Origin of the sequence: Streptomyces sp. NPDC096323 (assembly GCF_040302845.1) — a bacterium.
In the GTDB taxonomy this organism is placed as follows: domain Bacteria; phylum Actinomycetota; class Actinomycetes; order Streptomycetales; family Streptomycetaceae; genus Streptomyces.
The window spans coordinates 24650-38019 of the sequence record NZ_JBEOSI010000005.1 but is presented as its reverse complement, the minus strand read 5'-3'; the positions used below and the strand labels follow the sequence as shown (position 1 = coordinate 38019).

Below are 13370 nucleotides of genomic sequence, written 5' to 3'. Positions count from 1 at the left end.
GGACCCCGCACACGCAGCAGCGCCACCGGGGGAGCGGCGGCGCTGCTGGTCAGTGACGCGTGATGCGCAACAGAGGGTGTGCGGGAGTGAGTTACGGCAGAGCGTGGACGTGCGGGCCGACCGCGTTCGACCAGGCGTTGCCCGAGGTCGCGTCCCAGTTGGTCGACCAGGTCATCGCGCCGCGCAGACCCGGGTAGGTCTTGGCCGGCTTGAAGGTGCCGCACCCGGTGCCCTTGGCGAGGCAGTCCAGCGCCGCGTTCACGATCGACGGGGAGACGTAGCCGCTGCCCGCGCCCCGGGTGGAGGCGGGGACGCCGAGGCCGACCTGCGACGGGTCGAGGCCGCCCTCCAGCTGGATGCACGCCAGCGCGGTGAGGAAGTCCACCGAGCCCTGCGAGTAGACCTTGCCGTCGCAGCCGAGCATCGAACCGCTGTTGTAGTACTGCATGTTGACGACGGTCAGGATGTCCTTGATGTTGAGCGCCGTCTTGAAGTACTCGCCCGAGGTGGACTGCATGTCGATGGTCTGCGGGGCCATCGTGATGACGAGGCCGGAGCCCGCCTTCTGCGACAGCGAGCGCAACGCCTTCGTCATGTAGGTGGAGTTGAGGCCGTTCTCCAGGTCGATGTCGACGCCGTTGAAGCCGTACTCCTGGATGAGGGTGTAGAGCGAGTTGGCGAAGTTGGTGGCGGAGGCGTCGCTGTTGACCGAGACGGATCCCTTCTCGCCGCCGACCGAGATGATCACGTTCTTGCCGGCCGCCTGCTTGGCCTTGATGTCGGCCTTGAACTGGTCGACGGTGTAGCCGTTCAGCCCCGCCGAGTCCAGGTTGAAGGTGACGGCGCCGGGCGTGGTCGTGGCGTCGGCGAAGGAGACCGCGATGATGTCGTAGTTCGCCGGCACGTCACTGAGCTTCTGCACGGTCGCGCCGTTGTTGAAGTTCTGCCAGTAGCCGGTGACCGCGTGCTTGGGCACGGAGGTGCCCGGGTTCGGGTTGCCGCCGCCCGAGGTGGCCGTGCGGCCGCTGACCGTGGCGGACTTGACGGACTCACCGGCCGCGTTGGTGGCGGTCACCGCGAACTGGTAGGCGGTGTCGGCCGTCAGCCCCGTGATCGTCGCCGAGGTCCCGGTGGAGGTCGTGGCCTTGGCGCCGTTCTTGTAGACGGTGTAGCCCGTCGCGCCGGAGACCGCGTTCCAGGACAGGGCGAGGGACGAGGAGGTGGCCGTGCCGACGGTGAGACCGGCGGGGGCGGCGGGGATCGTCGGGGCGGGGTCGGTGCCGCCGCCGCCGTCGGGTCCGGTCACCGAGACGTCGTCGACGAGGTAGGCGGGCTGCCCGTACCAGCCGTGCGTGTACACGGTGACGGAGGTGGTGCTGGGCCCGGTCGTGAAGCTGGTCGAGAGCTGGGACCAGCCGCTGGAGCCGGGGGTCCAGGTCGACACGTCGGTGGTGCCGGTGCCGCTGGCGCCCAGGTAGACGTACGAGCCCTGGACCCAGGAGCTCAGGGCGTACGTCGAGTTGGGCTTCACCGCGACGGTCTGCGTGCACTTGGCGTTGTCCAGGCCGGCCGGCGTCGCCTTGAGGGCCGCGGTGCCGCCGTGCACGGGGGAGGAGACGGTGGCGCCCGAGCCGCCGGAACAGGTCCAGTTGGAGAGGCCGGACTCGAAACCGGCGTTCTTGGCGACGTTGACGTCGGCTGCCTCGGCGCTGCTGACGAGACCGGTGAGGGTCAGCGCGCCCGCGGCGACGACGGCCATGGCGGAACCGAGGAGCGGGCGGCCGTGACGCCGTCGGTGGCTGGGCGTGGGGGTGGGTGCGGGGGAACGTTCCACTTGCTGCCTCCGGAAGGAGAGAGTCGGGGATGGCGGGGGAGCGGCACGGGGATGCCGGGGGTATGACACGGGAGTACGGGGGGTGGTGCCGGCGCGTGGAATCGAGGAACGGTGGCCACCGTTGGGCGCTAAAGCTGGTCCAGACCAATCGAGTTGTCAAGACCTCTGGCGATGACCGGCCGCAATGCCCCGCGGGGAGAGGTGACATGGGTGGGGGCGCGGACGGGTATGGGGAGGTGTGGTGGAAGGGATGCGAACGAAGCGTGAGCGGCAGCGTGGGCGGATTGCGGACCGCCGGTCCGTTCACTCCCGAGGGGGAGTCGGTCGCCCGTGGGCGGAGTGTGCGCCCGTCGCCTGTGTCGCTCGCATGGGCGGACGTAGGCCCAAGGGCCCTAATTCGGGCCCATAGTTCACTCGAGGTACACAAGGACGTCGAGGGCTGTCGCGTGAAAGCGCTCCCACGGCTCTGACGTGCAGGGAGTGGGCGAATGGATCATGAATTGCGCCGGTTTCCCCGACTGGGTCGTTGAATGGTACGCAATTTAACGACCAGCTACTTGGGGCGGTTTGTCACGCGAACGCCCTATGCGGAGTTCGTGAGTCCGGCCTCACTGGGCCCCAAAGGTGTTCTCTGCCTCGCAGTACGTGGATAAAGTGCTGAGGCAGGAGCGCCTGGGTAAGGAGCACCTGGCAGGACGATTGCGGCCGGCGGTACGCGGCGGCCGGAGCCGAACGGGGAAGAACAGCGTGCCGACAGCAATAGCAGTGACGAGTGCTGACCTCGTGCTGCCCCCGACCGATCAGCAGACGCCCCCGGCGGTGGTCCTGCGGGCGCCCGACGACCATCCGCTCGAGCAGGCGCTGGGCGATATGCACCTGCTCCTGGAGCAGCACGGCTACGTCATCGCGGTCTACCCCGCCAGCATCCCCGCCGCCCACGAGCGACGGCTGCACATGATCCGCTCCATGCTGGAGAGCGACCGGATTGCGCTGATCAAGTCGGATCTGCCCCCCTTGGGCGTGGCCGTACTGGTGCGCCAGTTGCGGCAGTTGTCCATCTGTGACTTCAGCGCCGGGGTCGTCGCCTCCGCGGCGAGGCTGCTCTCCCACTACATCTACGCCGGAGCGCTGCTGAACTCGGTCACCAAGCTGGACCGGGTTCCCGTCAGCCTGAAGGCGCACGCGAAGTCGTGGGTCCCCGGCTCGCAGTTCGGTGTGCTGGCCAACCCGAACCCGCAGCTGATCAAGATCGGCTCCGGGGATCTCGCCGGGCCCGAATTCGCCACCCATCTGCTGGTGGCCAAAGGCCAGTTGCAATCCGAGTGGGTGACGTCCACGATCGCCCCGGCCTGGCAGACACAGGCCGTGCACGAAGTCGCGTTGCCCGCGGATTCGCCCGCATGGTGGGGCAGTTCGAAGATGATCGAATTCGCCGCCTTCCTGCCCGATATCTCACTGATTTATCAGCTGGTTTCTTCGGTTCGCAGGGAGGTCTGCACCTGGTGCGGAAATGAACTCATCGGCGACCGTTGCGGTCTCTGCTCGGCCCCGCTGAAACCGCCGGAGAACCAAACGTTCGGTTCCGGTGTCCTGAACCAAGGAACACCCATGCACCACGGGTCGTGAGCCATCGCGGCGGCGGTGTGCCGGCGCTGCCCCCACAGCCCGGCCGACAGCGCACGGCGCAGCCGGTCCGTTCCGTAAGGGCGGACGGACGCCACCGCGTGACCCGCGACGGCCCGACCCCGCTCCGCTCCTCTGTCCGCTCATCACCCCACGTCTCCCAACGAGGTTGCTCCGCTCATGAACTCACGGCAACGCCGCGGCGTCATCCTTCTCCTTCTCTCGGTCCTCTGCGCCTTCGGTGCGTTCGCCGGTGTGCTCTCGGTGATCAGTGATGTGAACTCGAAGGTAGGTCCGGAGGTGACTGCCTACCAGGTCAAAGCGAACATAGCGCCCTACCGGCCGCTGGACCCGGGGCAGTTCAAGAAGGTCTCGATGCCGAAGCGGTGGCTGTCCAAGAACGCCGTCACCGACCTCTCGGTGCTGGACGGCAAGATCGCCGTCACCAACCTCCGCGCGGGCTCGCTGCTCCAGGAGGACATGATCGTCAAGCGTCCGGCACTCGAGAGCGGGCAGCAGGAGATCGCGATCATGATCGACGCAGCGACGGGTGTCGCCGGCAAGATCAATCCGGGCAACCTGGTCAACATCTACGCGACGTTCGCCGGCCAGAACGACAAGGAACAGCCCACCTCGCGCGTCATCGTGCCCAACGCCAAGGTCATCGACGTCGGCGATCTGACCGCGCTCGAGCCGAAGAGCGGCGACCGCAGCGGCCCGAGCGAGGCCGTGCCGATCACCTTCGCCCTGGACACCACCGACGCGCAGCGCGTCGCCTACGCCGAGTCCTTCGCGGAACACGTCCGGCTGGCCCTCCTGCCGAACGACAGCCCGACCACGCTCCGTCCGGGCGAGGGCAGCTACAACCTCGACGAAGACAAGAACAAGTGAGGACCGGATGAGCACACGAATCCTCCCGGCTGTCGGCGATGCCGACGCCGCCCGATCCATCACCACGCTGCTCAGCCAGCTCCCCGACGCGGAGCCGGCCGGGCCACTGGGTGACTCGACCGCGCTGCTCGACACCCTGGCCCGGCTCGCCGCCGAGTCGCTGGACGAGCTGCCCGAGGTCGTGCTGGTGCACGAGCGGATCGGTCCGGTTCCAGCCCTCGAGCTGATCCGGGAGGTGGCCCTGCGCTTCCCGGCGGTCGGGGTCGTGCTCGTCACCGCCGACGCGAGCCCCGGGCTCTACTCGGCAGCCATGGACTCCGGCGCCCGCGGCCTGGTCGGCCTGCCCCTCTCGTACGAGGAGCTGGCCCAGCGCGTCCAGGCCGCCGCCGGCTGGTCCGTCGGGGTCCGCCGCCACCTGGGGGCGGGCGCCGAGGTCTTCACCGGCCCCGGCGGCACGGTCGTCACCGTCAGCGGCGCGAAGGGCGGCGTCGGCGCGACGGTCACCGCCGTACAGCTGGCCCTGGCGGCCCAGGCATCGGGCCACACCGTCGCCCTGGTCGACATGGACCTCCAGTCCGGGGACATCGCCTCGTTCCTCGACGTGCAGTTCCGCCGCTCCATCGTCGACCTGGCCGCGATCAGCGACATCTCGCCCCGCGTCCTGTCCGACGCCGTGTTCAGCCACACCAGCGGGCTCGCCCTGCTGCTGGCACCCGGCGAGGGCGAACGGGGCGAGGAGGTCAGCGACCGGTCCGCCCGGCAGATCGTCAGCGCGCTGCGTTCGCGGTACGAGGTCGTGGTCATCGACGGCGGCAGCCAGATGAACGGCGCCAACGCCGCGGCCATCGAGATGGCGGACATCGCGCTGCTCGTCACGACACCCGATGTGGTCGCGGTACGCGGCGCGAAGCGCATCGTACGGATGTGGGACCGGCTCCAGATCCGCAAGGCGGAAGAGACGACGACCCTCGTCAACCGCTACAACCGCAACACCGAGATCCAGCCCCCACTGATCCAGAAGATCACCGGGACCCGGATCGCCGGCACGGCGATCCCCGCCAACTTCAAGGAACTTCAAGGAGCGGTCGATGCCGGCCGCATGCACGAACTGGACGCGAGGAGCGTCGTCAAGCAGGCGCTCTGGGCCCTGGCGGGCGAACTCGGACTGGTGAAGGTCCCCGCCGGGGCGGAAGGCAGCGGCAAGTACAAAAACGACCGGGGTTCGATCGGGCGCTCCCGCAGACGGGGCGATTCCGCGGGCCGTGGCAAAACCGACTGAGGGGGCAGGTTGATCCATGGCGACCACCGAGAGGGCGGAAACCGGAATAGGCAGGAGGCGTGAGCGGAGGCGTGACCGCGACCGCGGACAGACCGCGATCGAGTTCGTCGGGGTCACGCCACTGATCATCCTGCTGCTCGTCGCGCTCTGGCAGTGCGCGCTGTTCGGCTACACGTTCATCCTGGCCGGGAACGCGGCGGATGTGGCGGCGCGGGCGGGGAACCTCGCGAAGGGGAACCAACGGGCCGCCTGCGTGCAGGCTGCGGAAAAGGACCTGCCGAGCGCCTGGCACGACAAGGCTGATTACGACTGCCCCGCTGCTCCGGGGTCCGCGCTGTACGAGGCCAAGGTGACGCTCACCGTCCCCGTACTGGTCCCCGGAGTACTCGACTGGGGCCCGAAGGTCACCGGCGAAGCAGCGTCCGCGAGGGAGGGCTGATCCATGACCGGGAACAAGCGAAGGTCCGCGCGCGACCGAGGCCAGGTCGCCATCGAGTACCTGGGCTTCATCCCCCTGTTGCTCCTGGTCGCGCTGTGCGCCATCCAGCTGGGCATCGCCGCGTACGCCGTGAACCAGGCGGGGACGGCCGCGCGGGTGGCTGCCCGCACGGCAAGCCACGAGCGGCCACCCATGGATCCGGAGCTCGCCGGTAAGCAAGCGATGAGCGGCTGGCTCGCGGACGAGGCGGACGTGCCTACGTCGATCGACACAGAAACGGTGACCGCCACCGCCTATGTCGTCATCCCCAGCATCATCCCCGGCATCTCGTTCCACAAGGCCACCCGCACCTCCACCATGCCCCGCGAATAACCGACCGCACCGATCCCCGCACCACACCGGCAAGCCCGGACCAAGGAGTCAGCACCATGAGCCTGCGGGCACGCATCACCGCCCCCGAGGAGCACGGCGGGGGGCGCGAGGACGGCCATATGGTCGCCTCGTACCGAGCCAAGCTGCTTGAGGAGATCGACCTCGCGGAGATGTCCTCGCTGGCCGCTGCCGACCGGCGGGCCCGCCTGGAGCGCGTACTCGGACACATCATCAGCCGCGAAGGGCCCGTCCTCTCGACCGTCGAACGTTCGCAGCTGATCCGCCGCGTCGTCGACGAGGCCCTCGGCCTCGGCATCCTGGAGCCGCTGCTCGAAGACGCGTCCATCACCGAGATCATGGTGAACGGACCGGACCAGATCTTCGTCGAGCGCAGCGGCAAGGTCGAACAGCTCCCGATGCGCTTCGGCTCGCACGAACAGCTGATGCAGACCATCGAGCGCATCGTGTCGACCGTCAACCGCCGCGTGGACGAGTCCAATCCGATGGTGGACGCGCGTCTGCCCAGCGGCGAGCGCGTCAACGTCATCATTCCACCGCTTTCCCTGACCGGCGCGACGCTCACCATCCGACGGTTCCCGAGGGCCTTCACCCTCCAGGAGATGATCAACTTCGGTTCGCTCGACGAACAGATGCTGATCCTGCTCTCGGGCCTCGTCCAGGCCAAGCTCAACATCATCGTCTCCGGAGCCACCGGCACCGGCAAGACGACGCTGCTCAACGCGCTCTCCGGGCTGATCCCCAACAACGAGCGCATCATCACCATCGAGGACTCCGCCGAACTCCAGCTCCAGCAGAGCCACGTCATCCGGCTGGAGTCCCGCCCGGCGAACGTCGAGGGCAAGGGCCAGATCAGCATTCGCGACCTGGTCCGCAACTCCCTGCGTATGCGCCCCGACCGCATCGTCGTCGGTGAGGTCCGTGGCGGCGAGTCGCTCGACATGCTCCAGGCGATGTCCACCGGCCACGACGGCTCCCTCGCGACCGTCCACGCCAACAACGCCGAGGACGCGCTGATGCGTCTGCAGACCCTTGCCTCGATGTCGGAGATCAAGATCCCCTTCGAGGCCCTGCACGACCAGATCAACAGCGCCGTCGACGTGATCGTCCAGCTCACCCGGTTCGCGGACGGCGGTCGAAAGGTCACCGAGATCGCGATCCTCGACTCGCACGGCCGCGACAACTACCGCATCGTCAGCGTCGCCCGCTTCATTCCCCAGCCGATGGCCGCCGACGGACGGATCTACGGCCAGTTCCAGTACCTCCCGCTCCCGCGCAAGGTCGCCGAACGCCTCTACATGGCCAGCCAGCCCATTCCCCAGGCCTTCGGCGTCGCCTCGTCCGACGAACAGCTCGCCACCCGAGAGGCCAAGTAGGTACCGCGCCATGGACAATCTCCCCCTCCTCACGATCGGCGCCACGCTCGTCTGCGGCGTGCTCGGCGTCATGGGCCTGCACGCGTACGCCGGCGGCAAGGCCGACCGCGACGCGCTGGTCGACCGCCTCTCGCACACCGGCCAGATCCAGGCCGTCGGACGCCACCGCCGCTTCCAGGGCGTCGACCGCAGGCTCCGCAAGACCGGACTGGGCCGCAAGATCGAGCTGAAGCTCGCTGCCACCGGCCTGGAGATCACGCCCGGCGAGTTCTTCGTCTACGCGCTGGTCGCCATGGCGGGACTCTGGATGATCGCCTCGTCGGTCCTGGCGTCGTTCTTCGGCCCGGTCGCCGCGCTGATCGGGCTCTGGGGCACCAACGCCTTCCTGAACTACCAGCGCACCAAGCGCACCGAGCGCTTCATCAATCAGCTCCCCGAGCTCTCCCGCATCCTCGCCAACGCCACCCAGGCCGGTCTCGCCCTGCGCACCGCGCTCTCCATGGCGGCCGACGAGCTGGAGGACCCGGCCGGCGAGGAACTCGCCCGGGTCGCGCGCCGCCTCAGCGTCGGTGAATCACTCGACGACGCACTCAGCGAACTTACCGACCGGCTGCCGTCGCGCGAACTCGTCGTCCTGGTCACCACCCTCGTTCTGTCCAACCGGGCCGGCGGTACGGTCGTCAGCTCCCTGCGCAACCTGACGGAGACGCTCGAAGAGCGGAAGGAAACCCGGCGTGAGGTCAAGACCCAGCTGTCGCAGGTCACCGTCACGGCCTATGCGGTCCCCGGCTTCGGCATCGGAGCCATGCTCCTGATGAACGCCGTGATGCCGGGCGCACTCGACCGTATGACCGGCGCGTTCATCGGCCAGGTCGCGGTCATCGTCTCGCTCGTCCTGTACGCGATCGGATTTGTCGTGATCCGCCGCCTGTCCCGTATCGACGTCTGAGGGAAGGAGCGGACACATGGACCTGTTGCTCGCACTCGTCGTAGGTCTCGCCGTGTACGGAGCGATCGCCGGCATCCGGATGTACCGGGCCGACGCCAAGCTCCCCGGCGACCTCGCCATCGCCCTGGAGGTCGGCTCCACCCGCACCAGCGCGGTCGGCTCCGGCATCGACCGCATGGGCATGCGGTGGGCCCCTGCGGTGCTCAGGATGATGGGCCCCAAGGCCGTCAACAAGAAGCGCCACCAGATCGACATGGCCGGCAACCCCGGCGGCCTCACCATCGACCGCTACGCGGCCCGGCGCGCGGTCTACGGGGCGCTCGGCGTGTTCGGCGCCCTGTCGACCCTGATGCGCGGCCAGATCTTCGTCTCCATCCTGCTCCTCGCGTTCGGCGCCTTCTGGGTGGAGGTCGGCATCTGGTCGGCCGTCCGCGTCCGCAAGGAGCACATCGAGCGCACCCTCCCCGACTTCCTCGACGTCCTCGCGGTCGTCGTCTCGGCGGGCCTCGGATTCCGCCAGGCGCTGGAGCGCGTCGCCGAGAAGTACGAGGGGCCCTGGGCGGACGAACTCCGCATCACGCTGCGCCAGATGGACATGGGCGTCAGCCGGCGGCAGGCCTTCGAGGAGCTGCGCAAACGCAACGACTCGGAACAGGTCGCGATGTTCGTGACCACGCTCCAGCAGGGCGAGGAGCTGGGTGCGCCGATCGTCGAGACGCTGATCCAGATCGCCAACGACATGCGCCGTACGGACGCGCAGAACGCCCGCCGGAAGGCGGCCAAGGCCGTCCCGAAGGCGACCTTCGCGGTCACGTCGTTCCTGCTCCCGGGAACGCTGCTCATGCTGACGGTGGGATTCGTGTACGGGGCCGACGTCGACTTCTCGTTCATCAAGGGATGAGCCGCGTGACGGGGGAAAGTCGCTACCACGAGCTGAAGGAGGTGACAGGCGCATGGCATTCCAACTCAGCGATTCCCAACCAGGATTGACGAACGAGATCCGCCAAGCGCTCGCGAACCCGGGCGCGCAGCCGGCCTTCGCGATCCAGCTCAACGCGCTCCAGGCCATGTGCCGTCAGGTTTTCGGCTTCCGGCTGGCGATGACGGCCATAGCGACACCGTTCGCGATCGACCGCACCGCACCCGGCCTGGCCACCTGGCTGATCGGCGCGGCGATCCTCGTCACCTTCATGGGCTCCTACGTCCTCTTCCGGGACTGGGAGCGCTTCGGCCCGCTCTTCCTGCGCCACCCCTGGCTGCTCGGCGTCGACGCCCTCTTCGGCGCCCTGCTGCTGATCACCGCCACACCGGAATCCACCCTGGCGTACGTCACGGTCTGTACGCCGCTGCTCGCCGGGCTCGTCTATGGCTGGCGGGGTGCGGCCGTCTTCGCCGCACTCCAGACCTTGATCATCTTCGGCGTGTACGGGACCGACACGAAACTGGATGCCCGTGACGCCACCGCGTTGCTCCTCCCCGGCTTCTGCATCATTGCCGGGGCGGTCGGCGTCACCCTGCGTAATCTGCTGCTCCGCTTCGGGACGGCGAGTCAAGCCCTCACCGAGACCCGGGCACGGCTGGCAGTACATGAGGCCATCGAGGGTGAACGCACCCGGCTCGCCCGAGAAATGCACGACTCCGTGGCCAAGACGCTCCACGGCCTCGCCATGGCGGCCGACGGCCTGGCCAGCTCCTCGGACCGGATGGAGCCGCTGACCGTCAAGCACCAGGCCGAGCTCGTCGCCCGTTCGGCCCGCCGCGCGGCAGCGGAATCACGTGAGCTGCTCTCCGACCTGCGACGCGAGTCGGGACTCGACGGCGGAATCGACGTGGTGGCGGAGCTGCACGCCCGCGCGGACGACTTCACCCGACGCCACGGCCTCACCGCGACGTTCCGGCTGCTCAACGACGCCCCGGTGCCGCCCGTGCCACAGGTGGTCGCCCGGCAACTGCTCACCATCGCCTCCGAGGCGATGGAGAACGCCAACCGTCACGCCCGCCCCACCTACCTCGTCGTGCTCGCCGGGGTGAAGGGCGACGTCCTGCGGATCAGCGTGTACGACGACGGGCGCGGCCTGCCCGCCGGCGTCACACTCGACGACCTCCGCCGCGCCGGCCACTTCGGCCTCGTCGGCATGGTCGAACGCGCCGCGTCCATCGGCGCCCGTATCCGGATCGGCAAGGGCAAGGCGGTCACCGGTACGGAAGTCCGCCTGGAACTGCCCCTGGCCGCCCTGGCTCAAGCACCACCCGCTGCACCGCTCGACTGACCCGCTCCCCCCACCCGTCCCCACCAACCATGAGAGGAGGTCGCAGAATGCCGGACGACGTCTCACGCGCCTCGGGCCAGAACTGGGCGGCAGAGCACCACGCCTCCCAGCACACGTCCTCGCACGCCACGCCAGTCACTTCCGAATCCAGCTCCCCGGGGTTCCCCAGCCCCCAGCAGACCGCGGCATCCGGCCCCATGCCCGCCTTCCCCGCTGCTCCCGACCTGCCCGCCCCCGGCCCGCTGCGGGTCGTCGTCGCCGACGACAACCCCGTGGTCCGGGCCGGCCTCGGCGTCCTGCTGTCCGGCCGCAACGACATCGAGGTCGTCGCCGAGGCCGCGGACGGCCGTCAGGCGTACGACATGGCCGTGCAGCACCGCCCGGACGTCGTACTGCTCGACGTCCGCATGCCGGGCGTGGACGGCATCTCCGCACTGCCGCACCTGGTGCGGGTCGCCCCCGTAATGATGCTGACCTACAGCCGCGAGAGCGAGATCGTCCACGAGGCGCTGAGGCTGGGCGCGGGTGGCTATCTGGTGCACGGCGAGTTCACCGCTGACCAGCTTGTGCAAGCCGTACGTGACACGCAGAGCGGCCGCGCCCACTTCACCGCCACGGCGGCGAACGCACTCCTGGCCCACATGCGCCAGGGCCCCGGACACGGGGGATCGGTCCTGCCGGAAGGCCTCGGTACGGCACTCACCTCTGGCGTCCCGTACCAGCAGCCCGGATATGACGGTCACACTCCCGGGCTGCCGCAGCAGTACGATGCGTATGCACATTCGCCCATGCCGCTGCCGACCCCCCAACGGCCTCCATATGGTGCACGACCGGCCGTTTCTGCTCAGGGTCTTTCGCACCTGCAACCAAATATGGGACAGTCATCGGTAACCGGGGGGTCGAGCGCGCCCCCGGACCGGCAGCAGTACGGACTGAGTTCACGGGAGGTGGAGGTCATGGACCTGATCGCGTCCGGCATGAGCAATCAGCAGATCGCCGCCACGTGCTTCATCAGCGAGAAGACGGTCAAGAACCACATCAACCGCATCTTCACCAAACTGCACAGCGGCAGCCGCAGCGAGGCGATCGCCCGATGGCTCGGCACGGCGTCGGCTGCCGGACCTGCCACACGGGGAGACAGGTAGTCATGACTGATCGGGGGATCGAGCGAGACGTCGCGCGTACGGGCCCGGGGACCCAGCCCCGCGCGCTCAGGGCCCAACTGCTGGATTGGGCCCGGGAATGGGCCCTGGGACCCTCTGGTGGGCATGGTGTTCCGCCGTATGTTTCTCATGTCGCAAACGGCACCGGCCAGGAGGAAGCCGGTAACGGGAGTGACGACAAAGGAACTTGCGAGTCGGCCGGCAGTCGGTCGGCCGAATCTGGAGGGGAACACCATGTCGAACATCACCCTGAAGACCGCCGTCCGCGTCAACGGCTGGGCCAACACCGCCGTCTCCAAGATCCAGAAGCGCTACGAGACCGCGGACCGCGGCCAGACGGCCTTCGAGTACCTCGGCATCATCCTGGTGGTCGTCGCGATCATCGGTGGCATGGTGGCTGCGGGCATCGGCGGCGCGATCACGGCTCGCATCACGGGCCTGGTTGGCTCCATCACCGCCGGCTGATGCTGGGACGCAAACAGCGCGACGCAGGGCAGGCCTTCCCCATCTACATTGTGATGGTGGTGGGCCTGCTCTTCCTCGCGTTCGCGTTCTTTGCTGTCGGTCAGGCCTCCGCCACGCGGAACGGTGCCCAGGGTGCTGCGGATGCCGCCGCGCTCGCTGCCGCTCAGGAGGCCCGGGACAACCTGGGAGTGCCCTTTCTCGCCGCTTTGCGGGAGCCCAACGGCCTCAACGAGTTCCTGGAGAACCATCGCTACTTTGACGCTGGCTGCTGGAAGGCGCGGCAGTTGGCCTATGCCAACGATTCGCACCTCCATAGCAACGACCGTTTTGGTCGGTCTCCTTGCGGCTGGGACGAGGGCTTCCTGCGGGACAGGGTTACCGTCAGCGTCGAAACCGATTACACGGTGGGTTCTTCGGTGATCCCCAGTACGAAGACCACACACGGCAACGCCACGGCCACCGCCGTCATCGAGTTCCGGTGCTCGCCGAAGCTCAAGGATGTGCCGAGCGATGACCCGGGATCCGATGAGGGGGACGACGGAGAGGATAAGGGCGGCAAGCCGGAGCTTCCCATACCCACTCTGTTCTGTGACGGCCAGAGTGACGGATTTGAGGTCGATCCCGCCCACCCGGAACTGTGGGAGTCCGTCGCCAAGACCATCTTCGCCGTGCACTTGATCGACGACTGACA

13 protein-coding genes are annotated in these 13370 nt (G+C 68.3%); 12 read left to right on the top strand and 1 reads right to left on the bottom strand.

Going from position 1 to position 13370, the window contains the following annotated elements; translation table 11 throughout:
* Nucleotides 1-91: 91 nt before the first annotated feature.
* A complete protein-coding gene (locus ABTX18_RS14915) occupies nucleotides 92-1759 on the bottom strand; it encodes a chitinase (RefSeq protein ID WP_352123586.1) in 1668 nt (555 codons plus the stop codon).
* A gap of 840 nt (nucleotides 1760-2599) precedes the next feature.
* Here ABTX18_RS14915 and ABTX18_RS14910 point away from each other — a divergent pair.
* The 12 genes from ABTX18_RS14910 (at nucleotide 2600) to ABTX18_RS14855 (ending at nucleotide 13368) form a co-directional block, all read left to right on the top strand.
* Entirely contained in the window at nucleotides 2600-3460 is an 861-nt protein-coding gene (locus tag ABTX18_RS14910) for a hypothetical protein (protein WP_352123585.1), read from the top strand.
* A 177-nt stretch (nucleotides 3461-3637) separates the two neighbouring features.
* Nucleotides 3638-4348 carry a Flp pilus assembly protein CpaB gene (cpaB, locus tag ABTX18_RS14905; RefSeq protein WP_352123138.1) on the top strand — a complete coding sequence of 237 codons (711 nt, stop codon included), beginning with the start codon at nucleotides 3638-3640 and terminating at the stop codon, nucleotides 4346-4348.
* Nucleotides 4349-4355: 7 nt separating this feature from the next.
* Nucleotides 4356-5627 carry a CpaE/TadZ family protein gene (locus ABTX18_RS14900; RefSeq protein ID WP_352123137.1) on the top strand — a complete coding sequence of 424 codons (1272 nt, stop codon included), beginning with the start codon at nucleotides 4356-4358 and terminating at the stop codon, nucleotides 5625-5627.
* Between the two features lie 16 nt (nucleotides 5628-5643).
* Nucleotides 5644-6066 (top strand): TadE family protein, encoded by a 423-nt coding sequence (locus tag ABTX18_RS14895; protein ID WP_352123136.1) that lies wholly within the window; start codon nucleotides 5644-5646, stop codon nucleotides 6064-6066.
* A gap of 3 nt (nucleotides 6067-6069) precedes the next feature.
* Nucleotides 6070-6438, top strand: a complete 369-nt coding sequence (locus tag ABTX18_RS14890; protein ID WP_352123135.1) for a TadE/TadG family type IV pilus assembly protein — start codon at nucleotides 6070-6072, stop codon at nucleotides 6436-6438.
* 56 nt (nucleotides 6439-6494) lie between these two features.
* The gene (locus ABTX18_RS14885) at nucleotides 6495-7832 is read left to right on the top strand and encodes a TadA family conjugal transfer-associated ATPase (protein ID WP_352123134.1); all 1338 of its coding nucleotides are present in this window, start codon (nucleotides 6495-6497) and stop codon (nucleotides 7830-7832) included.
* A 10-nt stretch (nucleotides 7833-7842) separates the two neighbouring features.
* Nucleotides 7843-8781 (top strand): type II secretion system F family protein, encoded by a 939-nt coding sequence (locus ABTX18_RS14880; RefSeq protein ID WP_352123133.1) that lies wholly within the window; start codon nucleotides 7843-7845, stop codon nucleotides 8779-8781.
* Nucleotides 8782-8797: 16 nt separating this feature from the next.
* A complete protein-coding gene (locus ABTX18_RS14875) occupies nucleotides 8798-9682 on the top strand; it encodes a DUF5936 domain-containing protein (RefSeq protein ID WP_352123132.1) in 885 nt (294 codons plus the stop codon).
* A gap of 52 nt (nucleotides 9683-9734) precedes the next feature.
* Nucleotides 9735-11051, top strand: coding sequence for a sensor histidine kinase (locus tag ABTX18_RS14870; protein ID WP_352123131.1), 1317 nt, complete (start codon nucleotides 9735-9737; stop codon nucleotides 11049-11051).
* 47 nt (nucleotides 11052-11098) lie between these two features.
* Nucleotides 11099-12196 carry a response regulator gene (locus ABTX18_RS14865; protein ID WP_352123130.1) on the top strand — a complete coding sequence of 366 codons (1098 nt, stop codon included), beginning with the start codon at nucleotides 11099-11101 and terminating at the stop codon, nucleotides 12194-12196.
* Between the two features lie 252 nt (nucleotides 12197-12448).
* On the top strand, nucleotides 12449-12679 hold the full coding sequence (locus ABTX18_RS14860) for a hypothetical protein (RefSeq protein WP_352123129.1): 231 nt from the start codon (nucleotides 12449-12451) through the stop codon (nucleotides 12677-12679).
* Entirely contained in the window at nucleotides 12679-13368 is a 690-nt protein-coding gene (locus ABTX18_RS14855) for a pilus assembly protein TadG-related protein (protein WP_352123128.1), read from the top strand. The genes ABTX18_RS14860 and ABTX18_RS14855 overlap by 1 nt, the downstream gene beginning before the upstream one ends.
* Nucleotides 13369-13370 lie beyond the last annotated feature (2 nt).

What these genes read in the sequence shown, in the direction of transcription:
- ABTX18_RS14915 (WP_352123586.1), bottom strand. Translation starts at nt 1,759, where the DNA reads ATGGCCGTCGTCGCCGCGGGCGCGCTGACCCTCACCGGTCTCGTCAGC.
- ABTX18_RS14855 (WP_352123128.1), top strand. Translation starts at nt 12,679, where the DNA reads ATGCTGGGACGCAAACAGCGCGACGCAGGGCAGGCCTTCCCCATCTAC.
- ABTX18_RS14865 (WP_352123130.1), top strand. Translation starts at nt 11,099, where the DNA reads ATGCCGGACGACGTCTCACGCGCCTCGGGCCAGAACTGGGCGGCAGAG.
- ABTX18_RS14870 (WP_352123131.1), top strand. Translation starts at nt 9,735, where the DNA reads ATGGCATTCCAACTCAGCGATTCCCAACCAGGATTGACGAACGAGATC.
- ABTX18_RS14875 (WP_352123132.1), top strand. Translation starts at nt 8,798, where the DNA reads ATGGACCTGTTGCTCGCACTCGTCGTAGGTCTCGCCGTGTACGGAGCG.
- ABTX18_RS14885 (WP_352123134.1), top strand. Translation starts at nt 6,495, where the DNA reads ATGAGCCTGCGGGCACGCATCACCGCCCCCGAGGAGCACGGCGGGGGG.
- cpaB (WP_352123138.1), top strand. Translation starts at nt 3,638, where the DNA reads ATGAACTCACGGCAACGCCGCGGCGTCATCCTTCTCCTTCTCTCGGTC.
- ABTX18_RS14880 (WP_352123133.1), top strand. Translation starts at nt 7,843, where the DNA reads ATGGACAATCTCCCCCTCCTCACGATCGGCGCCACGCTCGTCTGCGGC.
- ABTX18_RS14900 (WP_352123137.1), top strand. Translation starts at nt 4,356, where the DNA reads ATGAGCACACGAATCCTCCCGGCTGTCGGCGATGCCGACGCCGCCCGA.
- ABTX18_RS14895 (WP_352123136.1), top strand. Translation starts at nt 5,644, where the DNA reads ATGGCGACCACCGAGAGGGCGGAAACCGGAATAGGCAGGAGGCGTGAG.
- ABTX18_RS14890 (WP_352123135.1), top strand. Translation starts at nt 6,070, where the DNA reads ATGACCGGGAACAAGCGAAGGTCCGCGCGCGACCGAGGCCAGGTCGCC.
- ABTX18_RS14860 (WP_352123129.1), top strand. Translation starts at nt 12,449, where the DNA reads ATGTCGAACATCACCCTGAAGACCGCCGTCCGCGTCAACGGCTGGGCC.